Source organism: Sinomonas soli (assembly GCF_054782415.1).
Window position 1 is genome coordinate 36,466 of the sequence record NZ_BAAGSN010000020.1, and the last position, 19,430, is coordinate 55,895.

Here is a 19,430-nt window from a genome sequence, read left to right on the forward strand (position 1 = left end):
GTCTCACGGAGCCGGAGTGGCGCCGGCCTCGGGACCGTCCTCGCCGGTGGATGACGTGCCGGGCGCCGCGGGAGCGTCGGCGGACGACGGCGAGTGGTCGCCGTCGTGCGCCGGGGAACCCTCGGCAGCGGGCGCCGGAGGCGCCTCCGTGGGCTCCTCGACCTCCTCGAGGGTCGCGCGCTCGGCCCGGCGCAGCGAGACGCGGTCGAGGATCAGGGCCGCGAGACCGCCCAGGAGCACGCCGCCGGCGGCGAAGAGGACCATGAAGTAGCCGAACACCGAGCCCTGCGTGTAGTTCTGCGGCGCGGGCTCCGCGAAGGAGGTCACCGCGGCGGCGATGACCCCGAGCAGGCCGCCGGCCACGAGGAACGGCACGTACTTGGGGGCGCGGCGGACGCTGATGTGGCGCTGGGAGGGCATGGGACAAGCCTATCGGCCGCCGCCCCCGCGCACGACGCCGCCCCGTCACCGGCGGATGGCGGTGGCGGGGCGGCGCGGGGAGGGTGTGCGAGCCTCGGGTCGGGGTCAGTGGGCCCCGTTGGTCTCCTTCACGGGCAGCTCGTTGCCGTGCTTGTCGAGGACCTTGCCGTTCTCGCAGCGGTCGCCCTCCTCGAGGCAGTCGAGGACCTGGACCGGGATCATGCGGGTCGGGGCGGCGGCGAACACCGACGGATCGTGCGGGGTGCCCCGCTTGATCACGTTGAAGATGATGTTCAGCAGGACCGCCATGATCGCCGCGGAGGAGATGCCCGAGTCGAAGATGACCTGGAACCACGAGGGGAAGCTCGCGTAGAACGTCGGGTTCACCACGGGGATGAGGCCGAAGCCGATCGAGGTCGCCACGATGATCAGGTTCATGTTGTCCCGGTAGTCGACCTTCGAGAGCGTCCGGATGCCGGAGGCCGCCACGGTGCCGAAGAGGACGATGCCGGCGCCGCCGAGGACGGGCATCGGGATCGCGGCGACGACGCGGCCGAGGACCGGCAGGAGGCCCAGGATCATCAGGACGCCGCCGCCGGCCGCCACCGCGAAGCGGCTCTTGATGCCGGTCACGGCCACGAGGCCGACGTTCTGGGCGAACGCGCTCTGGGTGAAGCCGTTGAAGACCGGCGACACGGCGGAGGAGAGCATGTCGGCGCGGAGGCCGTTGGCGATGCGCTTCGAGTCGACGGTGGCCCCGGTGACCTCGGCGACGGCGAGGATGTCCGCCGTGGTCTCGGTGAGGATGACGAGGACCACGATCACCATCGAGATGATCCCTGCTGGCGGGAAGGTCGGCAGGCCGAAGTGGAAGGGGTCCGGGAAGGCGAAGATCGGACCGTTGGCCACCTGGGAGAAGTCGGCCTTGCCGAGGATCGCCGCGATGACGGTCCCGATGACGATCGCGAGCAGGATCGACAGGCGGGAGATCGCGCCGCTGCCGAGCTTGCTCAGCAGCATGATGATCACGAGGGTGAGGGCCATGAGGCCGATGTTGGCCATGCTGCCGTAGTCGGGGGCCTTGGCGTTGCCGCCGAGGGCCCAGCCCGCCGCGACCGGGACCAGCGAGAGCCCGATCGTGGTGATCACCACGCCGGTCACCACCGGCGGGAAGAAGTGGATGATCTGGGCGAAGAACGGGGCGACGATGAGGCCGATCACCGAGGCGGCCATGACCGAGCCGAAGACCGCGGGGAGCCCGCCGCCCCCGCTGACGATCGCCAGCAGCGTGGCCACCGAGGCGAACGAGGTCCCCTGGACGAGCGGCAGCTGCGAGCCGAACCACTTGATCCCGAGCGTCTGCAGGAGCGTCGCGAGGCCGCCGATGAAGAGGCAGGCCGTGATGAGGAGGGCGAGGTCAGGCCCCTTCAGGCCCGCGGCGGAGCCGATGATGAGCGGCGGGGCGATGATGCCGCCGTACATCGTCAGGACGTGCTGGAAGCCGTAGGCGAAGGCGGTGCCGATGGGCAGCTTCTGGTCTTCTGGGCGTGCCGCCTCGGCGCTGTGATGGCCGGGTGCGGGCGCTTGATTTCGGGACATAGCGGACCTCCTTGTCAGCTGGATATTCCGAGTGCGCAACTTCTCTTGGGGTGGGGTGGTGTGCCGCGGGCGGCCGGCCCAGGGAGTGCGGGGCCGCCCGTGGCAGTCTGTGGCCCCCTCGCGGGGACGGTCCCGCCTCGGATGAGGCGAGTCGGAGGGAGGACGACGGCGGCCGGAGTTCACCGCCGTCGTCCTTCCCGCCGTGGGTGGGAGGCTGGTGCCGATTGGCGCCGCCCGGCTCAGCAGAAGCCGGTGATGCCGTCCCAGGCGTCGTTGTCCGACGAGATCGACTCCCGCTGGAAGTTGGCCTCGATGAGGCCGTACGGGCGGTCGGCCGCGTAGAAGACCTCGTTGGGGTTGTCCAGGCCGAACGGGGTCAGGTCGACGAGGAAGTGGTGCTTGTTCGGGGTCGAGAAGCGGATCTCCTCGATCTCGGCGTGCGCGTCCAGGACCTTCTGGGCCATCTGGAAGAGCGTCTGCTGGAGGGCGTACGAGTAGCCCTCGGTGAAGCCCTCGAGCAGGAGCGCCTTGACGTCGTCGTAGGACTTGTTGAAGTCCACCGAGCCGTTGGCGACCGCCTCCGGGTTGTAGCGCCACCTGGCCGAGACGTCGGTGGCGAGGATGCGCTCCGTGGTCTCCGCGAGGGTGGTGAAGCGGTCCTTCGGGTAGCCCACGAAGCCCGACTGCGTGGACTTGAGGACCGTGAGGTCGTTGAGGCCGGAGATCACCTGGATGGCGTCTCCGTCCTTCACGACGACCGCGTTGCGGACCTCCTGGCCCTTGCGGACGAACGAGTGGTCATGGCCCTCGGCCTTGCCCTGGCCCGGGGCGGAGATGCGCTCCCAGGCGTACTGCTCGGCCTCCCAGCGGCCGCCCGTCACCCAGCCGAACTCGGACGTGAAGTGGTTCGCGAGGCGGATGAGGAACTGTTCGGGCGAGCCGACGCCCTCGCGGGCGAGACCGTAGACGGTGTTCTTCTGGGTGTCCGTCGGGACCACGTGGCCGTTGTCGCCGTCGAGGTGGGCGGCCTCGAAGTCGCCGCGCAGCTGCGAGGTGACGCTGAGGTCCTCGATCTCGTGGCGGTCGCTGTCGCGGGTGATCTTGACGACGCGGACCTCGGCCTTGCCGTACTGGTTCTTGCCCAGGACGATCTTGGTGTTCTCGGTGCTCATAGGTACTTAGCTCCCTCGGTACGTGGAAAAGGCGAAAGGACTCAGCAGAAGCGGCACGTGGTAGTGCGCCTCGGCCGCGCTGACCGTGAAGGCCAGCGATACCTCCGGGAAGAAGGTGTCCTGCCCGATGCCGGCGAAGTAGGCGCCCGTGGCGAACGTGAGGCGGTACTCGCCGCTGTCCAGCCGCTCGGGGCCAAGCTCTTTCACCCGCCCGTCAGCATCGGTGATGCCCGCTCCAATCTGGGACCATGCCTCGCCGTCGCGGGCGTAGAGTTCGACGGCGACACCTGCGGCCGGCTTCCCGGCAGCGGTATCCAGAATGTGGGTGGTCACATGTGAGACGCTCACGCGCTCAGCTCCTCTCGGGACGCGCTCTCCTGCACGCTCTGCTGAAGGCGCAGGACCGCGATCTCGCGGAGCTGCCCGGCGACGATGGGCTCCTCCTGCTCGGGCGTGTGGCCCAGGCGTTCCCGGAGGGCGGAGAGCATCTCTTCGGCACTGCGGCCGGCGGCGCGGATCAGGAAGACCCGGCCGAACTTCTCCTCGTAGGCCCGGTTCCCCTCCGCCAAGGCCGCGGCGACGGTCTGGTCGCCGGGGTCGACGCCGGCCTGCTCGCTGCGCGACATCGACGCCTCGGCCGACGCGCCGGACGCCCGCTCCCCGATGCGGGGGTGGTGGGACAGTGCGCCCTCCAGCTCCTCGGGGGTGAAGGGGTCCGCCGCGCGGCGCGCTGCTGCCAGGAGCTCCCCGAGGCCCGCGAACGGGCGCGCTTCGGTGATCTCCTCGACCCAGCGGTCGATGTCGAGGCAGGGCTTCAGGAGCTCTCGTGCCTCGGGGGCGGGGGCGGCATTGAACTGTTCAAGCAACATGGCTTGTCGGGTCCTCAACTGCTCAATGCTGGCATCCACGGTGACGGCTATGCGGAACGTCGGTTTCTTAGGTTTCGCATCGTGGAACTGTTATTTCAGCATGTGCAATTATTCTCGCCTATGGACGATGTGACTGTCAACACGTCGGGGTGATCTGGGATACAGAATTCTGCCACAGCGGGGGCGGGCCGCCGCTGCCGGACACCGCCGTCGTCCCCCGGAACCGGCGACCAGGCCGCCACGAGTGTGCGGTCCGTACGGGTGCTGAGCGACAGGACCCGCATCAGCCGCACACTCGCTGATGACGTCCAGGCCTGCGGGGTGACCTCGCGCCTCGACGGGGTGACCTCGGCGGAGGGGACGGGGCGGGACGCGGGAGGGCCCCGGACCAGCTGCTGCCGGTCCGGGGCCCTCCTGCGCGGTTCAGTGGCTCAGCGCCCGCGTGGTCCTCTGGCTCAGAGGCCGAGGCGGGTGCGCAGCGCGGCCACGTGGCCGTCGGCCTGCACGTTGTAGTCGACGGACTCGATCTCGCCGCCGGGGGACACCACGGCCGTGGACCGGAGGATTCCCTCGCGGACCTCGCCGCTGACGATCTTCTCCCCCCACGCCCCCCATGCCCTGGCGACGGCCGCGCCGTCGTCCGCGAGGAGCGGGAAGGTGAGCGAATAGTCCTCGGTGAACTTCGCGATGTCCTCGACGGGATCAGGCGAGATGCCGATGACCTTGACCCCTCCGGCGTTCAGCGCATCGAGGCTGTCCCGGAAGTCGCACGCCTCGGTGGTGCATCCGGGGGTGGCCGCCTTGGGGTAGAAGTACACGACGACGCGGCCGCCGCGGTAGTCCTCGAGCGAGACCGGCGTGCCGGTGGCGTCGGGCAGGGTGAACGCGGGGGCCTGCTGCCCCGCGCTGAGCTTCGTCGGTGCTGTCATGGTTCCTCCTGTAGGCAGATCGGCGCGCCGTCTCACGCGGAGCCGCGGCGGAGCAGCTGGCCCTGGGGCTCGCTGAAGTCCACCTCGGTGCCGCGCACGAACGTGCGCCGGACCACGCCGGAGAGGGACTTGCCCTGGTACGGCGTGATGTGGTTCTTGTGATGCAGCTTCTCCGCGTCGACGACGAACGTCTCCTCCGCGGCGAACACGGCAAGGTCCGCGTCGAAGCCCGGCGCGAGGTGGCCCTTGCGCTCCAGCCGGGCCAGTTCGGCCGGCCTGCGGCCCATCCACTCGACAACGCGCTCGAGCGGGATGCCGCGCTGCCTCGCCTCGTTCCAGATGAGCGGCAGCCCGAGCTGGAGCGAGGCGACCCCGCCCCAGGCCACGCCGAAGTCGCCGTGCTCGGGGTCCTTGAGGTCCACGGTGGAGGGGGAGTGGTCCGAGACGATGCAGTCGATGACGCCGTCCTCGAGGCCCTTCCACAGCAGCTCCCGGTTGGAGGCCTCGCGGATCGGAGGGCAGCACTTGAACGCCGTGGCGCCGTCTGGGATGTCCTCCGCGAGCAGCGTCAGGTAGTGCGGGCAGGTCTCCACGGTGAGCTTCACGCCGTCGCGCTTGGCGCTGGCGATCATCGCGAGGGCGTCGGAGGACGACAGGTGCAGGATGTGGGCCCGTGCCCCGGTCCAGCGTGCCCGCTCGATGACCGCGGCGATCGCGACGTTCTCGGCCCCGCGGGGACGCGAGTGCAGGAAGCGCTCGTAGACGGCGCCCTCGGCGGCGGGGGCGTGGTCGATCGACTGGGAGTCCTCGGCGTGGACGATCATGAGCCCGTCGAACGAGGCGATCTCGGCGAGGTCCTTCTCGAGCTCGTCGATCTCCAGGTGCGGGAACTCGTCCACGCCGGAGTGGAGGAGGAAGCACTTGAAGCCGAACACGCCCTCCTCGTGGAGCGGGCGCAGGTCCCCGGTGTTGCCCGGGATCGCCCCGCCCCAGAAGCCGACGTCCACGAACGACTGCGTCTCGGCCGAGCGGCGCTTGACGTTGAGCGCGTCCACGCTGACGGTGGGCGGGATCGAGTTCAGCGGCATGTCGATGATGGTCGTGACGCCGCCCGCGGCCGCGGCCTTGGTGGCGGAGGCGAAGCCTTCCCACTCCGTGCGGCCGGGCTCGTTGACGTGCACGTGGGAGTCGACGAGCCCGGGGATGAGGGTCTCGTCCTCGGCCAGCTCGACGACCTCCCGGCCGGCAAGCCCTGCCCCGAGGGGCTCGACGGCGGCGATCCGGCCGCCGGAGATGCCCACCTCGCGGGGGTGGATGCCCTCGTCCGTGAGGACCCGCTGCCCGCGGACCACGAGGTCGTATTCGATATCAGTCACCGCACAGGTTCCCTTCCGCTCTTGTCTCCAACGATAGATGCGGCCAGATCGATCCCGACCTGCCGCACGAGGCTGCGCGCCCCGCGGATGCACGCCTCGACGTCCGGCTCGAGGTCCGTGAGCGCGTGCACGGCGTCGAAGCCGGCCGCGGCGGGATCCGGGAGCTGGCTGCGGCCGCACACCGCCACCACCGGCACGCCCAGCGCCCGGGCCTCGGCCGCGACGCCCACCGGCGCCTTCCCGGACAGGCTCTGGGCATCGAGGCTGCCCTCGCCGGTCACCACGAGGTCGGCCCCCGCGAGCTTGCCTCGCAGGCCCGTGAACTCGACCACGACGTCGATCCCGCGCCGCCGCCTCGCGCCCAGGGCGAGGGCCGCATAGCCGACGCCGCCGGCCGCGCCCGCGCCGGGCAGGTCCTTCGCTGCCGCGGCGGCCGGCCCCATCGCCGCCCCCAGGACGGCGGCGAACGTCTCGAGGGCGGCGTCGAGCTCCTCGACGTCCGACGGCGAGGCCCCCTTCTGCGGGCCGAACACCGCGGCGGCGCCGCGGGGTCCCGTGAGGGGATTGTCGACGTCGGCCGCAAGGGTCAGGTGCGCCCGGTCGAGGCGCGTGTCCAGGTCCGACAGGTCCGCCGCGGCGATCCGCGCGAGGGCCGCGCCGCCGAGCGGGAGGTCCGCGCCGGCGTCGTCCGTGAAGCGCGCGCCGAGGCCGGCGAGCATGCCCGCCCCGCCGTCGGTGCAGGCGCTGCCGCCGACGCCGAGCACGATGTCCCGGCAGCCGGCGTCGAGGGCCGCGCGGATGAGCTGGCCCGTGCCGAGGCTCGTCGCGCCCCGGGCGTCCTTGGCGCCGCCCGGGAGGACGTCGAGGCCGGACGCGGCCGCCATCTCGATGACCGCCCGGGTGCCGGACACGGCGAACTCCGCCGTGAGCGTGGCACCCGTGGGTCCGGCCACGGCCGCCCGGCGCGGGGTGAAGCCCGCGCCGAGCGCCGCCGTCACGGTGCCCTCGCCGCCGTCAGCCACGGGGACCAGGACGAGCTCGGCCTCCGGAAGCACCTCGGCGATGCCCTCCGCGAGCGCCTCGGCCACCTCGGTGGCGGTGAGGGAGCCCTTGAACTTGTCGGGGGCGAGGACGATCTTCATCGGTCCTGCCTCAGTCCAGCAGTGCCACGATGGCGGTCGGGGCGTCCTCGTGCCGCTCGGCGAGGTCCTCGAACTCCACCACGTTGTCCAGCTCCGTGCCCATGGCGATGTTGGTCACGCGCTCGAGGATCGCCTCGACCACCACGGGGACCTTGTACTCGGCCATGAGGGCGCGGGCCTTCTCGAAGGCGGGGCCCAGATCGTCCGGGTGCTCGACCCGGATGGCCTTGCAGCCCAGGCCCTCGGCCACCTTGATGTGGTCCACGCCGTAGCCGGCCGCGGTTCCCGCATCCTCGGAGTTGATGTTCTCGAACGCGAGGGAGACGTGGTAGTCCATCTCGAAGCCGCGCTGGGACTGGCGGATGAGGCCCAGGTAGGAGTTGTTCACGACCACGTGGATGTACGGCAGCTGGAACTGCGCGCCGACGGCGAGCTCCTCGATCATGAACTGGAAGTCGTAGTCGCCCGAGAGGGCCACCACGGTCTCGCCGGGCTTGCCGCGCACCACGCCGAGGGCGGCCGGGCCGGTCCAGCCCAGAGGGCCCGCCTGGCCGGCGTTGATCCACTTGCGGGCGCCGAACACGTGCAGCATCTGGGCGCCGGCGATCTGGGACAGGCCGATCGTGGTCACGTAGGTCGTGTCCGGGCCGAAGGCGCGGTTCATCTCCTCGTAGACGCGGAACGGCTTCATCGGCACGTTGTCGTAGTGGGTCTTGCGCTGCATCCGGCCGCGCTTGTCCTGCGCCGAGGCGGCCCAGGCGCTGTAGTCCGGCAGCGAGCCGGCGGCCTTGCGCTCGCGGGCCACCTCGAGGATCTCCTCGAGGAAGGCGCCCGCGTCGGAGACGATGCCGAAGTCGGGGGAGAACACGCGGCCGATCTGGGTGGGCTCGATGTCCACGTGCACGAACGTGCGCCCTGCCGTGTACTTCTCCACCGAGCCCGTGTGGCGGTTGGCCCAGCGGTTGCCGATGCCGATCACGAAGTCGGACTCGAGGAACGTCGCGTTCCCGTACTTGTGGGAGGTCTGCAGGCCCACCATGCCGGCCATGAGGCGGTGGTCGTCCGGGATCGCGCCCCAGCCCATGAGCGTGGGCACCACGGGCACGTTGAGGGTCTCGGCGAGCTCCACGAGCTCCGGGGCGGCGTCGGCATTGATGATGCCGCCGCCGGCCACGATGAGAGGCTTCTGGGCGGCCGTGAGCATGTCGAGCGCCTTCTCGGCCTGCTTCCGGGTGGCGCGGGGCTTCTGCACGGGGAGCGGCTCGTAGGCGTCGATGTCGAACTCGATCTGGGCCATCTGCACGTCGAACGGCAGGTCCAGGAGCACGGGGCCGGGGCGGCCGGTGCGCATGAGCTGGAACGCCTTCTGCACCGCGCCGGGGACCTGCCCGGGCTCGAGGATGGTCATGGCCATCTTGGTCAGGGGCTTGGCGATGGACTCGATGTCCACGGCCTGGAAGTCCTCCTTGTGCAGCTTGGCCACGGGAGCCTGGCCCGTGAAGCACAGCATCGGGATCGAGTCGGCCTGCGCGGCATAGAGGCCCGTGATCATGTCGGTGCCCGCGGGGCCCGAGGTGCCCAGGCAGATCCCGATGTTGCCCGCCTTGGCCCGGGAGTAGCCGTCCGCCATGTGGGAGGCGCCCTCGACGTGGCGGGCGAGGGTGTGGCGGATGCCGCCGTGGGCCTTCATGGCCGAGTAGAGGGGGTTGATCGCGGCGCCGGGCAGGCCGAAGGCCTCGGTGGCGCCCTCCTTCTCGAGGATGGCCACGATCGCGTCGACAGTGCGCATCTTTGCCATGTCGGAAGCTCCTTGGTGGTGAGGTGGGGTGGAAGAGGCGGGGAAAGGGGCCGGCCCCGAGGTTGCGCGCCCGGGGCCGGCTGTCTGTGGGTGCGCGCCGCTGGTGCGGGGCGCACGACGGCGAGTGGTCGCCGTCGGCGGTCAGCTCTTGCCGGAGAGCTCGGCGGTGAGCTTGAAGAGGCCCGAGTGGTCGAGGCCGCCGTCGCCGCGGGCCACGAGGGCCGAGACGAGCTGGGCGACCGCCGCGCCGAGCGGGACCACCACGCCGGCCTCGCGGGCGGCGGAGGTGACGATGCCGAGGTCCTTGTTGTGCAGGGCCAGGCGGAATCCGGGGTCGAAGTTGCGGTCCAGCATCTTCTGGCCCTTCTGGTCCAGGACCTTCGAGCCGGCCAGACCGCCGCCGAGGACCTTGAGCGCGGCGTCGGTGTCCACGCCGTAGGCCTCGAGGAACACGACGGCCTCGGAGAGGGCCTGGATGTTCACGGCGACGATGAGCTGGTTCGCGGCCTTGACGGTCTGGCCGGAGCCGGAGGGGCCGACGTGGACGATGGTCCGGCCGACGGCCTCGAGGATCGGCAGGGCGGCATCGAAGTCCGCCTTCTCGCCGCCGACCATGATGGACAGGACGGCGTCGATCGCGCCCTGCTCGCCGCCGGAGACAGGGGCGTCGAGGGGGCGGATGCCGGCCTCGCGGGCGTCGGCGGCCAGGCGTGCCGAGACGTCGGGGCGGATCGAGGACGCGTCGATCCAGAGCGCGCCCTTCGGGGCGTTCGCGAAGACGCCGTCGGGTCCGCTGACGACGCCCTCGACGTCGGGGGAGTCCGGGACCATCGTGATGATGACCTCGGCGTCCTTGACGGCCTCCGCGATGCTCTTGGCGCCCGTGCCGCCCTCGGCGGCGAGCTTGTTGACCTTGTCCTCGCTGCGGTTGTAGCCGGTGACGGCGTGGCCGGCCTTGACGAGGTTGACGGCCATGGGGAGGCCCATGATGCCGAGGCCGATGACTGCGACGTTGCTCATGCTGTTCTCCTGAAGTCTCTGGAAGGGGTGGGGCGGCCGGTCAGGCCACGGGGCGGATGGCCCAGCTGAAGGCCTCGGCCCGGGGCGCCTTGTACTCGAGCCCGATGTAGCCGGTGTAGCCGAGCCCGCGGGAGCGGCTGATCCACTCGCCGAGCGGGAGGCTGCCGGTGCCGGGGGCGCCGCGGCCGGGGTTGTCGGCGATCTGGATGTGGCCGAAGTCCTTGGCGTGCTCCTCGATCACGGCGGCGACGTCGTCGCCGTTGACCGCGAGGTGGTAGAAGTCGGCGAGGAGCTTGACGTTCTCGACGCCGGCCTCCTGGGTTCTGGCGATCACGGCGAGGGCGTCGGCCGCGGTCTTGAGCGGGTAGGCCGGGGTGCCGGAGACCGGCTCGAGGAGGACCGTGCCGCCGACCTTGGCGACGCCCTGGGCGGCCGCGACGAGGTTCTTCAGGCCGAGCTCGTCCTGCTCCTCGGAGGTGAAGCCGTCGAGGCGGTTGCCGTAGAGGGCGTTGAACGCCTTGGTGCCGGTGCGCTCGGCGATGCCGACGACCACGTCGATGTTGTCCTTGAACTCGCCGCAGCGGCCCTTCCACGAGACGAGGCCCCGGTCCCCGGCGGGCATGTCGCCGGCGAAGAAGTTCAGCCCGGAGAGCGCCACGCCCGCGTCGTCGAGGGCGCAGATGAAGGCGTCGACATCCTTGTCCGCCGGCACGGCCTCGCTGAACGGCCACCAGAACTCCACGGCGTCGAAGCCTGCGGCCTTCGCGGCGGCGGGGCGCTCGAGCAGGGGCAGCTCGGTCAGCAGGATGGAGCAGTTCACCGTGTAGGTCATCGTCGGGTCCCTCTCGATCGGTCCACTCTATTTCAGATAGTGGAAATAAATTCTCTCTGAATGAAAGTGTAGGGCGCGAGTGTGACCGCGGTCAACTCTTTTGGATACCAGATGGGGATGAGTCCTCGGGCTCTGGTTAACAGAGGCGACCTCGGGGAAAGATGGGGACATGGTCACGTACAGAGCAATGGAGCACGCATCGAGCAAGGATCCGCATGACTGGGGACGCGCGATGGCGGTCGCCCTCAAGCGGCTGCTCGAATCCGCGCAGGCCGACCGCAGCTACCTCGATCACCAGCACCTGATCGACCAGGACATCGTCATGCGCATCGAGGCCGAGGAGGGCGGCGCCTGCGTGCACCTGAGCTGGAGGCCGCAGAACCAGGAGGACGCGCCCCAGGACGAGGACGAGAGGGCAGCCGTCATCGACGACGGGGCCTCCGAGTCCGTCGAGGGCTCGGGCCGGGGCGGCTGACCCGCCAACCCCGCTCCGGGCCGCCCTCCCCCCACCCGTTTCGGGTACGGATCTCGTCCGGTTTTACCCATCTCGGGTACGCATCTCGTCGGGTTTTGCGCATTCCGGGTACGCGGAGCGGACGCACGACGCCGACCGGAACGCCGGATCGGCGACGAGATGCGTACCCGGAACGCCGGATCGGCGACGAGATGCGTACCCGGAACGCCGGATCGGCGACGAGATGCGTACCCGGAACGGAGGGGGAGGGGCGGTTGACGCATCACCGGGCCCCCGGTCGCTCGAAGCGTCCGGGGGCCCGGGAGTGGATACGACGGCGCCGGCCGACTCAGTGCCAGGCCGATCAGCGCCGTCGCGCTCAAGGGGCACGGGCGGCGGAGGCCGCCGTCGTGCTCAAGGGTGGTGCGAGGAGAGCCTCAGGTGAGCTTCACCTGGCGGTTGACGTCCTTGTACAGGAGGTAGCGGAACTCGCCCGGGCCGCCGGCGTAGCAGGCCTGGGGGCAGAACGCGCGCAGCCACATGAAGTCGCCGGCCTCGACCTCGACCCAGTCGTTGTTGAGCAGGTACATGGCCTTGCCCGAGAGGACGTAGAGGCCGTGCTCCATGACGTGGGTCTCGGGGAAGGGGATGACCCCGCCGGGCTGGAACGTCACGATGTTCACGTGCATGTCGTGCGCGAGGTCCTCGGGGTCGACGAAGCGGGTCGTCTTCCACACGCCGTCCACGTCCGGCATCTCGCGGGGAGCGACCTCGGCGTCCGAGGTGACGAAGCTCTTGGCCTCGTAGCCCTCGAGCCGCTCGTACGCCTTGCGGACCCAGTGGAACGAGACGATGTCGTCCGAGACGTTCTCGAGGCCCCACGCGTCGCCGGCGGCCAGGTAGGCGTAGCCGCCCTCGCCGAGCTCGTGGACCTCCCCGCCCAGGGTGAGGTTCACGGTGCCCTTGACGACGAATACGACGCCCTCGACGCCGGCCTCGAACTCGGCCTTCGGGGCGCCTCCACCCGGGCCGATCTCCACGATCAGCTGCGAGAAGGTCGTGGCGAACCCTGAGATGGGCCGGGCGATGATCCACGAGCGGGTGTTGGTGAAGCCCGGGAGGTTGCTCGTGACGATGTCGGTCAGGACGCCCTTCGGGATGACCGTGTACGCCTCGGTGACGATGGCGCGCTCCGTGGTCAGGTGCGTCTGGGGCGGCAGGCCGCCTTCGGGGTAGTAGTACTTGCCCATGAGTCCCTTCCTTGGGTCAGTTCGGGGCGGCGGCCGGGTGCGTCTCGGCCAGCCGCGGGTGCGCCAGGTGCGTGAGTTCGAGCTCTCCCAGGCCGGTCGAGGCCAGGACCTCGTCGGCGCCGGCGGCCCCGCACTGGACGGCGCGGAGCACGAAGGCCGCGAGCGCCCGGGCCGTCGCCGGTTCGTCGAGGACAGCGCCCACCGTCTGCTGCACGTAGTTGCGCAGGCGGGTTGTGGCGGCGTCGAGCCCCTCGCGGTAGAACGCATAGGTGGCGATGTACCGGGTGGGCAGCTGGTGGGCGTGGAGGTCCCAGCCCTGGTAGTAGCCGCGCTCGAGGGAGCGGCGGACGAGCCGCGCGTGCAGCTCCCACGCCGCCAGGCGCTGGTCGGCGTCCCCGAGCGGGAGGATGTTGGTCGAGCCGTCGGAGAGGCGGATGCCCGTGCCGGCGACGGCCAGCTGCATGACCTCCTTGGCGAAGTCCGCGGCCGGGTGCTCCATCGACTGGTAGGCGGCGGCGATCTGCAGCGACGCCGAGTAGTCGTAGGTGCCGTAGTGCAGGGCGGTGATGCGCTTGTCGGCCACGTGGGGCAGCTGTGCGACCGGGTGCGAGCCGTCCGGACCGATGATCAGCTGGGGCGTCTCGACCTGGACCTCGAAGCCGAGGCGGCCCCGGGCGAGTCCGAGGGAGGACTCGAGGCGCTCGAGCGCGAACACCATCGCCTTCACCTGGTCGACCGTGGTGACCTTGGGCAGCGTCAGGATGAGGCCCTCGGGGAGGCCCTCGGTCCCGAGCCGGGCCACGAGGCGGGCCACGAACAGCTCGAGCGTGCGCAGGCCGCGCCGGCGCGTTGGCTCCTCGAAGCACTTGAAGCGGATGCCGACGAACGGCGTGGCCGTTCCCGTGCCGCCGGCCGCCGCGGCTAGCGCGTCGGCGACGCCGTTCGCCGCCCGGACCGCCTCGGCGTCCTCCGTCCCCTCCGCGTCGCCGCCGGCCTTCGCCGCCCTGGCGGGGGCGAGGTAGCCGTCCTCGAAGTCGATCCGGAGGTCCTCGATGGGCTCGGTGCGCAGCTTGGCCTCGACCCTGGGGGCGATCTGGGCGGCGAGGTCGGGGGCGAGCCCCACGCGGCGGGCGAGGGCCTCGAGCCCGCCGACCTCGTCCGCGGCGGCGAGCGCCGCCGCCCCCCACTCTGCAGCGAGCTGCACAGTGACGCGGTCCGCGGGCACGTACACCGTGTGGACGGGCTGGCGGGTCCCCGAGTCACCGGGGTAGCCCTCGTGGAGCAGCCGGTCGGTGTCCGCGAGGCTCGCGTCGATGCGGGCGAGGTCGGCGTCGTCGAGTACTCGGGCCGTCAGGCCCAGGTCCGCGCGGGGCTCGCTCATCAGCCCACCAGCTCGTAGGCCGGGGTGGTGAGGAAGTCCGTGTAGTCCTCGGACAGGCAGATGTCCGCGATGAGGCGGCTCGCCGGCTCGTAGAACTTGGCGAACATCTTCGGGTCCACCTCGCCGCGGAGGCGCTCGGTCTCCTCGGCGAGGATCTGCTCGACCAGCTCGCGGGTCACGGTGTTGCCCGTGTCGGCGAGGACGACCTTGTTGTGGATCTGCTGCCACACCTGCGAGCGGGAGATCTCGGCGGTCGCCGCGTCCTCCATCAGGTTGTGGATCGCCACGGCGCCGTTGCCCGAGAGCCACACCGCCGTATAGGCCACTGCGACGTAGAGGTTGAGGTGCAGGCCGGCCTCGGTGGCCTCACCGGAGGCGGAGGAGACGTCGAGGAGGTCGTCGGCGGTGACCGAGACCTCGGGGCGCTGGCGGTCCACCTGGTTCGGCTTGTCGCCGAGGACGGAGTCGAACACCTCGCGGCAGGTCGGCACGAGGTCGGGGTGGGCCACCCACGAGCCGTCGAAGCCGTCCGTGGCCTCGCGGGTCTTGTCCGCGCGGACCTTCTCGATCGCCGCGGCCGTGATGTCCGGCTCCTTGCGGTTCGGGATGAACGCGGCCATGCCGCCCATCGCGAACGCCCCGCGCTTGTGGCAGGTCTGCACGAGGAGCTCCGTGTAGGCGCGCATGAACGGCGCGGTCATCGCCACCGAGGCGCGGTCCGGGAGGGTGAACTTCTCGCCGGCGTCGCGGAAGAACTTGATGATGCTGAACAGGTAGTCCCAGCGGCCTGCGTTGAGGCCCGAGGCGTGGTCGCGGAGCTCGTAGAGGATCTCGTCCATCTCGAACGCGGCCGGGATGGTCTCGATCAGCACGGTGGCGCGGACGGTGCCCTGGGGGATGCCGAGGTAGTCCTGGGCGAAGACGAAGACGTCATTCCAGAGGCGGGCCTCCAGGTGGCTCTCCATCTTCGGCAGGTAGTAGTACGGGCCACGGCCGGAGGCGATGAGGGCCTTGGCGACGTGGAAGAAGTGCAGGCCGAAGTCCACCAGGGCGCCGACGGCGGGCTCGCCGTCGACCAGCACATGGCGCTCCTCCATGTGCCACCCGCGCGGGCGGGTCACGACGACGGCGAGCGGCGCGTCGGTGCGGAGGCGGTACTCCTTGCCCTCGGGGGAGGTGTACGAGAGGGAGCCGGTGGCGGCGTCGCGCAGGTTGAGGACGGAGTCGACCACGTTGGCCCACAGCGGGCTCGAGGCGTCCTCCATGTCCGCGAGCCAGACCTTGGCACCGGAGTTGAGGGCGTTGATGGCCATCTTGGCCGGGCTCGCCGGGCCGGTCATCTCGACGCGGCGGTCCTGCAGCGCCGCGGGGGCCTCGGCGACCCTCCAGTCGCCGGCACGGATCTCGGCCGTCTCGGGCAGGAAGTCGAGCCTGCCGGTGCTCGCGGCCTCGGCCCGGCGGGCCTTGCGAGCCTCGAGCCGGGCGTTGCGCTCGGCGGCGAAACGCCGGTGGAGCTCCTCGACGAAGGCGAGGGCCTCCTCGGTGAGGATCTCGTCGGCGCGCGCGATGGGCGCGTGGTCGGTCACAGTGATGGCCATGCCATCCTCCTTCTCCCGGTATCCGGGTTTCTCCCTGGGGCCTGGTTGTTCTGCTGCTGGGGAACTACGCCTGCACGGCCGCGACGATGGCGGCGGCGACGTCCTGGGCGACGTGCGGATCGAACACGCTCGGGACGATGAAGCTGGGGTTGAGCTCCTCGTCGGAGACGCGGGCGGCGATGGCCCGGGCCGCGGCCACCAGCATCTCAGGGGTGATGTCCGCCACGCCAGCATCGAGCAGGCCGCGGAAGACGCCCGGGAACGCGAGGACGTTGTTGATCTGGTTCGGGAAGTCGCTGCGGCCGGTGGCGACGACGGCAGCGTGGTCCGCGGCGGCGACCGGGTCGGTCTCGGGGTCCGGGTTGGCCATCGCGAAGACGATCGCCTTCTCGGCCATCGTGGCGACCTCCTCGGGCCCGAACAGGTTCGGGGCCGAGACGCCGATGAACACGTCCGAGCCCTTGAGGGCCTCGATGAGCGTGCCGGAGAAGGCCTCCGGGTTCGTGTTCTCCGCGATCCACACGCGGTGTGCATCCGTGTGCTGCTGGCCGCGGTGGATGGCCCCCTTGCGGTCGCACGCGATGATGTTGCGGGCGCCCTGGGCCTTGAGGAGCTGGATGATCGCGTTGCCGGCCGCGCCGACGCCGGAGACGACGATGCGGACGTCCGCGATGTCCTTCTCGACGATCTTGAGGGCGTTCACGAGGGCAGCGAGCGTGACGATCGCGGTGCCGTGCTGGTCGTCGTGGAAGACCGGGATGTCGAGCTCCTCGCGGAGGCGGGCCTCGATCTCGAAGCAGCGCGGCGCGGCGATGTCCTCGAGGTTCACGCCGCCGTAGACGGGGGCGAGGGCCTTGACGATCCGGATGATCTCCTCGGTGTCCTTGGTGTCGAGGCAGACGGGCCACGCGTCGACGTTGGCGAACTGCTTGAACAGCGCGGCCTTGCCCTCCATCACGGGAAGGGCGGCTGCGGGGCCGATGTCGCCGAGGCCGAGCACGGCGGTGCCGTCCGTGACCACCGCGACCGTGTTGCGCTTGATGGTCAGGCGGCGGGCGTCGTCGGGGTTCTCGGCGATGGCGCGGCACACGCGGGCGACGCCGGGGGTGTAGGCGCGCGAGAGGTCGTCGCGGTTGCGGAGGGGAACCTTCGGGACGACCTCGAGCTTGCCGCCCAGGTGCATGAGGAAGGTGCGGTCGGAGACCTTGCGGACGGTCACGCCGTCGAGGGCCTCGAGCGCTGCCGCGACCTGCTCCGCGTGCTGCTCGGACGTGGTGTTGCACGTGATGTCGACGACGAGCTGGTCGTGGTGGGATTCGCTGATGTCCAGCGCAGTGACGGGCGCGCCGGCCGCCGCGACGGCGGCCGCGAGCTCGCTCGTGATGCTGATGCGGCTGGGGGCGTCCACGCGCAGGGTGATGGAGTTGCCGGGGCTGGGACTCGCCATTGAATCGTCCTTGGATCGGGAGGCATCCGCCTCAGTGGCTCTTTTTCCGTAGTACGGATATTATTCTCTGTATCTTGGAAAAACAAGTACCGAGCTCGGGACCTGCGTCCGCCTAGTCGGCGAGTGCCGGGTGGGGTATCGTGGAAATGCCGCAAGTTTCCGGGATGCGGATAATTTTTGCCGGAACAGGTCCGGCGGCACCCAGGAGGGAACCATGGCAGAGAAGGCGTCCGGCGGCGTCCAGTCCGTCGAGCGGGTCTTCGAGCTCCTCGAGCTCATCACGGATGCGGGCGGCGACGTCACCCTCAGCGAGCTCTCGTCCTCGACAGAGCTCCCGCTGCCCACGATCCATCGGCTCCTCCGGACACTCGTGAGCCTCGGCTACGTGCGCCAGCTGCCCAACCGGCGCTACGCGCTCGGCCCGCGGCTGATCCGGCTCGGCGAGGGCGCGAACAAGCAGCTCGGGGCCCTGGCGGCGCCGCAGCTCGCGATGCTCGTCGAGCGGCTCGGGGAGACTGCCAACATGGCCGTCCTCGACTCGGACACGGTCATCTACGTCGCCCAGGTCCCCTCGCCCCACGCGATGCGCATGTTCACAGAGGTGGGCCGGCGCGCCCACACCCATGACACCGGCGTCGGCAAGGCCATCCTCGCCCAGCTCGACGACGAGCAGGTCCGCTCGATCGTGGCACGCCAGGGCATGCCCACGCCGACCGCCTACAGCCTCGGCGACATCGAGTCGCTGCTGTCCGACCTCGACAAGATCCGGGCGCGGGGGTACGCGATCGATGAGCAGGAGCAGGAGATCGGCGTGCGCTGCTTCTCCATGGCCGTTCCCCACGCCCCAACGCCCACGGCCATCTCCGTCTCGGGCCCGGTGTCCCGCGTCGACGAGTCGTTCGGCGAGCGGGCCGTGCCGCTCCTGCGCGAGGCGGCCGCGAATATCTCGGCCGAGCTCAACCGAACCTGAGCCGGCGCGCCCGCGGAGGGCGCCCGGCTGACCTGCACCCGAAGCGGGGGTGCGCCGTCCGCGGCGCGCCCCCGCTTCGTCGTCTTGTGGGGCTGCAGCTCTTGACCCCTTCTCTGGTATCCCGGTAGAATTCCATATATCAATAAAGTTCTTCCACGAAGTGGAAGATCTAGGGGTGGAAAGTGCCGCGCTCTGCGGAGCCAGCCCACGAGGAGGAGCTGCGAGCATGATCGCCGACCAGGAGCCCGGAAAGGGGAGAGAGATGTCCACCAGCACGACCGTCGCGCGTCCATCTGCCACGGAGGCGTCCCGCCTCGCCCAGCAGCCCGCCGAGCGCTACATCCCTAAGGTCACGCACATCGACCCGGACCTGGCGCTCCGACCCGCCCGCGAGGGGGAGCGCCGCGGCTGGGCCGCGCGCGTCCCCGTCCTGAACTGGTTCCTGGGGCGCTGACCCGGCCCCCAGGTTCTTCAGCCCCTTCGCCCCGCGGCTGCGCAACGGCCCCGCTCCCCCTCCGGGAACGGGGCCGCTGCCGTTCCCGGGCGCGCCGGGACGAAAGCCTCTCGCGCGGCGGCGGGGAGAAGGATGTGATGGGGCCATGGAGCGGGCCGAGCGGAGGAGCACGGGGCGCGAGGGCGCAGTCCCGTCGATCGTCGTGATCGGCGTCCTGCTGTACGCCGCGAATGTCTGGCCGGGCTGGTGGGCCGTGCCGTTTGTGACCCCCCAGGCCTCCGAGGTCATCGGGGCGGTCAACGCCGCCTGGATCGCGGGGCTCGTCGCCAACGCCGTCTACCTGGTGGCCGGCACCCCTGCTCTCCGCGCGGTCGGGGAGATCGTCGTGCTCGTCTTCGGGATCGTGGCCACGGTCAGAGTCTGGAACGTGTTCCCGTTCGCCTTTCCCGGCGGCCCGCCCGACTGGGCCCTCCTGGTCCGCGTCCTGCTCGTGATCGGCATCGTGGGCGCCCTGATCGGAATCCTCGCCCAACTGGTCGCCTTCGTGCGCGCTGTGATGCACCTCGGCCGTCGGCCCGGCCCCGGGCGTCAGGCGGGGCCCCGCTGGCACGTCTGAGGCGGCCGCCCGACAGACGACGGCGGCCCTCCCGTTGCACGAGGAGGGCCGCCCGGTGGCGGCCACTGTGAATCGGCCGCCGGCCCCCGCACCGTCCAACCAG

At 70.7% G+C, this 19,430-nt stretch carries 18 protein-coding genes and 1 pseudogene; 4 read left to right on the forward strand and 15 right to left on the reverse strand.

Annotated features, from left to right (window positions below; translation table 11 throughout):
• Positions 1 to 3: 3 nt before the first annotated feature.
• From ACYVKZ_RS18475 to ACYVKZ_RS18525, 11 genes and pseudogenes are all read right to left on the reverse strand, one after another.
• Positions 4 to 420 (reverse strand): hypothetical protein, encoded by a 417-nt coding sequence (locus ACYVKZ_RS18475; RefSeq protein ID WP_460993684.1) that lies wholly within the window; start codon positions 418 to 420, stop codon positions 4 to 6.
• A 105-nt stretch (positions 421 to 525) separates the two neighbouring features.
• Positions 526 to 2,019, reverse strand: a complete 1,494-nt coding sequence (locus tag ACYVKZ_RS18480; protein ID WP_460993685.1) for a nucleobase:cation symporter-2 family protein — start codon at positions 2,017 to 2,019, stop codon at positions 526 to 528.
• A 239-nt stretch (positions 2,020 to 2,258) separates the two neighbouring features.
• Entirely contained in the window at positions 2,259 to 3,191 is a 933-nt protein-coding gene (gene pucL / locus ACYVKZ_RS18485) for a factor-independent urate hydroxylase (RefSeq protein WP_460993686.1), read from the reverse strand.
• Positions 3,192 to 3,197: 6 nt separating this feature from the next.
• The gene (gene uraH, locus ACYVKZ_RS18490; protein ID WP_460993687.1) at positions 3,198 to 3,539 is read right to left on the reverse strand and encodes a hydroxyisourate hydrolase; all 342 of its coding nucleotides are present in this window, start codon (positions 3,537 to 3,539) and stop codon (positions 3,198 to 3,200) included.
• Positions 3,536 to 4,078, reverse strand: coding sequence for a 2-oxo-4-hydroxy-4-carboxy-5-ureidoimidazoline decarboxylase (uraD, locus tag ACYVKZ_RS18495; protein WP_460993688.1), 543 nt, complete (start codon positions 4,076 to 4,078; stop codon positions 3,536 to 3,538). Before uraD ends, uraH begins: the two co-directional genes overlap by 4 nt.
• 437 nt (positions 4,079 to 4,515) lie before the next feature.
• Complete coding sequence (bcp, locus tag ACYVKZ_RS18500) at positions 4,516 to 4,989, reverse strand: thioredoxin-dependent thiol peroxidase (RefSeq protein ID WP_460993689.1); 474 nt, start codon at positions 4,987 to 4,989, stop codon at positions 4,516 to 4,518.
• Positions 4,990 to 5,021: 32 nt separating this feature from the next.
• Positions 5,022 to 6,365, reverse strand: coding sequence for an allantoinase AllB (allB, locus tag ACYVKZ_RS18505; RefSeq protein WP_460993690.1), 1,344 nt, complete (start codon positions 6,363 to 6,365; stop codon positions 5,022 to 5,024).
• Positions 6,362 to 7,507: a glycerate kinase gene (locus ACYVKZ_RS18510; protein WP_460993691.1), complete on the reverse strand. Its 1,146-nt coding sequence runs from the start codon at positions 7,505 to 7,507 to the stop codon at positions 6,362 to 6,364. Before ACYVKZ_RS18510 ends, allB begins: the two co-directional genes overlap by 4 nt.
• Before the next feature lie 10 nt (positions 7,508 to 7,517).
• Entirely contained in the window at positions 7,518 to 9,305 is a 1,788-nt protein-coding gene (gcl, locus tag ACYVKZ_RS18515; RefSeq protein ID WP_460993692.1) for a glyoxylate carboligase, read from the reverse strand.
• A 141-nt stretch (positions 9,306 to 9,446) separates the two neighbouring features.
• Positions 9,447 to 10,340, reverse strand: a pseudogene (locus ACYVKZ_RS18520) (2-hydroxy-3-oxopropionate reductase); the annotation flags it as partial.
• 25 nt (positions 10,341 to 10,365) lie between these two features.
• On the reverse strand, positions 10,366 to 11,157 hold the full coding sequence (locus ACYVKZ_RS18525) for a hydroxypyruvate isomerase family protein (RefSeq protein WP_460993693.1): 792 nt from the start codon (positions 11,155 to 11,157) through the stop codon (positions 10,366 to 10,368).
• Between the two features lie 169 nt (positions 11,158 to 11,326).
• On the opposite strand from ACYVKZ_RS18525, the gene ACYVKZ_RS18530 reads away from it, so the two are divergent.
• Positions 11,327 to 11,632: a hypothetical protein gene (locus ACYVKZ_RS18530; protein WP_460993694.1), complete on the forward strand. Its 306-nt coding sequence runs from the start codon at positions 11,327 to 11,329 to the stop codon at positions 11,630 to 11,632.
• A 416-nt stretch (positions 11,633 to 12,048) separates the two neighbouring features.
• Here ACYVKZ_RS18530 and ACYVKZ_RS18535 read toward each other — a convergent pair whose 3' ends face one another.
• The 4 genes from ACYVKZ_RS18535 to ACYVKZ_RS18550 form a co-directional block, all read right to left on the reverse strand.
• Complete coding sequence (locus tag ACYVKZ_RS18535) at positions 12,049 to 12,861, reverse strand: bifunctional allantoicase/(S)-ureidoglycine aminohydrolase (RefSeq protein WP_460993695.1); 813 nt, start codon at positions 12,859 to 12,861, stop codon at positions 12,049 to 12,051.
• Between the two features lie 16 nt (positions 12,862 to 12,877).
• Positions 12,878 to 14,242 (reverse strand): DUF6986 family protein, encoded by a 1,365-nt coding sequence (locus ACYVKZ_RS18540; protein WP_460993696.1) that lies wholly within the window; start codon positions 14,240 to 14,242, stop codon positions 12,878 to 12,880.
• The gene (gene aceB, locus ACYVKZ_RS18545) at positions 14,242 to 15,840 is read right to left on the reverse strand and encodes a malate synthase A (RefSeq protein WP_460993697.1); all 1,599 of its coding nucleotides are present in this window, start codon (positions 15,838 to 15,840) and stop codon (positions 14,242 to 14,244) included. Before aceB ends, ACYVKZ_RS18540 begins: the two co-directional genes overlap by 1 nt.
• 64 nt (positions 15,841 to 15,904) lie before the next feature.
• Entirely contained in the window at positions 15,905 to 17,287 is a 1,383-nt protein-coding gene (locus ACYVKZ_RS18550; RefSeq protein ID WP_307005058.1) for an NAD-dependent malic enzyme, read from the reverse strand.
• Positions 17,288 to 17,501: 214 nt separating this feature from the next.
• Between ACYVKZ_RS18550 and ACYVKZ_RS18555 the strand changes: the two genes are divergently transcribed.
• The 3 genes from ACYVKZ_RS18555 (at position 17,502) to ACYVKZ_RS18565 (ending at position 19,327) form a co-directional block, all read left to right on the forward strand.
• Positions 17,502 to 18,257 (forward strand): IclR family transcriptional regulator, encoded by a 756-nt coding sequence (locus tag ACYVKZ_RS18555; RefSeq protein ID WP_460993698.1) that lies wholly within the window; start codon positions 17,502 to 17,504, stop codon positions 18,255 to 18,257.
• A gap of 262 nt (positions 18,258 to 18,519) precedes the next feature.
• Positions 18,520 to 18,711 (forward strand): hypothetical protein, encoded by a 192-nt coding sequence (locus ACYVKZ_RS18560; protein ID WP_307005055.1) that lies wholly within the window; start codon positions 18,520 to 18,522, stop codon positions 18,709 to 18,711.
• Between the two features lie 145 nt (positions 18,712 to 18,856).
• Positions 18,857 to 19,327 carry a hypothetical protein gene (locus ACYVKZ_RS18565; RefSeq protein ID WP_460993699.1) on the forward strand — a complete coding sequence of 157 codons (471 nt, stop codon included), beginning with the start codon at positions 18,857 to 18,859 and terminating at the stop codon, positions 19,325 to 19,327.
• Positions 19,328 to 19,430 lie beyond the last annotated feature (103 nt).

Coding starts and splice junctions, on each gene's coding strand:
- ACYVKZ_RS18475 (WP_460993684.1), bottom strand. CDS start 420: ATGCCCTCCCAGCGCCACATCAGCGTCCGCCGCGCCCCCAAGTACGTG.
- ACYVKZ_RS18480 (WP_460993685.1), bottom strand. CDS start 2,019: ATGTCCCGAAATCAAGCGCCCGCACCCGGCCATCACAGCGCCGAGGCG.
- pucL (WP_460993686.1), bottom strand. CDS start 3,191: ATGAGCACCGAGAACACCAAGATCGTCCTGGGCAAGAACCAGTACGGC.
- bcp (WP_460993689.1), bottom strand. CDS start 4,989: ATGACAGCACCGACGAAGCTCAGCGCGGGGCAGCAGGCCCCCGCGTTC.
- ACYVKZ_RS18510 (WP_460993691.1), bottom strand. CDS start 7,507: ATGAAGATCGTCCTCGCCCCCGACAAGTTCAAGGGCTCCCTCACCGCC.
- gcl (WP_460993692.1), bottom strand. CDS start 9,305: ATGGCAAAGATGCGCACTGTCGACGCGATCGTGGCCATCCTCGAGAAG.
- ACYVKZ_RS18525 (WP_460993693.1), bottom strand. CDS start 11,157: ATGACCTACACGGTGAACTGCTCCATCCTGCTGACCGAGCTGCCCCTG.
- ACYVKZ_RS18530 (WP_460993694.1), top strand. CDS start 11,327: ATGGTCACGTACAGAGCAATGGAGCACGCATCGAGCAAGGATCCGCAT.
- ACYVKZ_RS18535 (WP_460993695.1), bottom strand. CDS start 12,861: ATGGGCAAGTACTACTACCCCGAAGGCGGCCTGCCGCCCCAGACGCAC.
- ACYVKZ_RS18540 (WP_460993696.1), bottom strand. CDS start 14,242: ATGAGCGAGCCCCGCGCGGACCTGGGCCTGACGGCCCGAGTACTCGAC.
- aceB (WP_460993697.1), bottom strand. CDS start 15,840: ATGGCCATCACTGTGACCGACCACGCGCCCATCGCGCGCGCCGACGAG.
- ACYVKZ_RS18550 (WP_307005058.1), bottom strand. CDS start 17,287: ATGGCGAGTCCCAGCCCCGGCAACTCCATCACCCTGCGCGTGGACGCC.
- ACYVKZ_RS18555 (WP_460993698.1), top strand. CDS start 17,502: ATGGCAGAGAAGGCGTCCGGCGGCGTCCAGTCCGTCGAGCGGGTCTTC.
- ACYVKZ_RS18560 (WP_307005055.1), top strand. CDS start 18,520: ATGTCCACCAGCACGACCGTCGCGCGTCCATCTGCCACGGAGGCGTCC.
- ACYVKZ_RS18565 (WP_460993699.1), top strand. CDS start 18,857: ATGGAGCGGGCCGAGCGGAGGAGCACGGGGCGCGAGGGCGCAGTCCCG.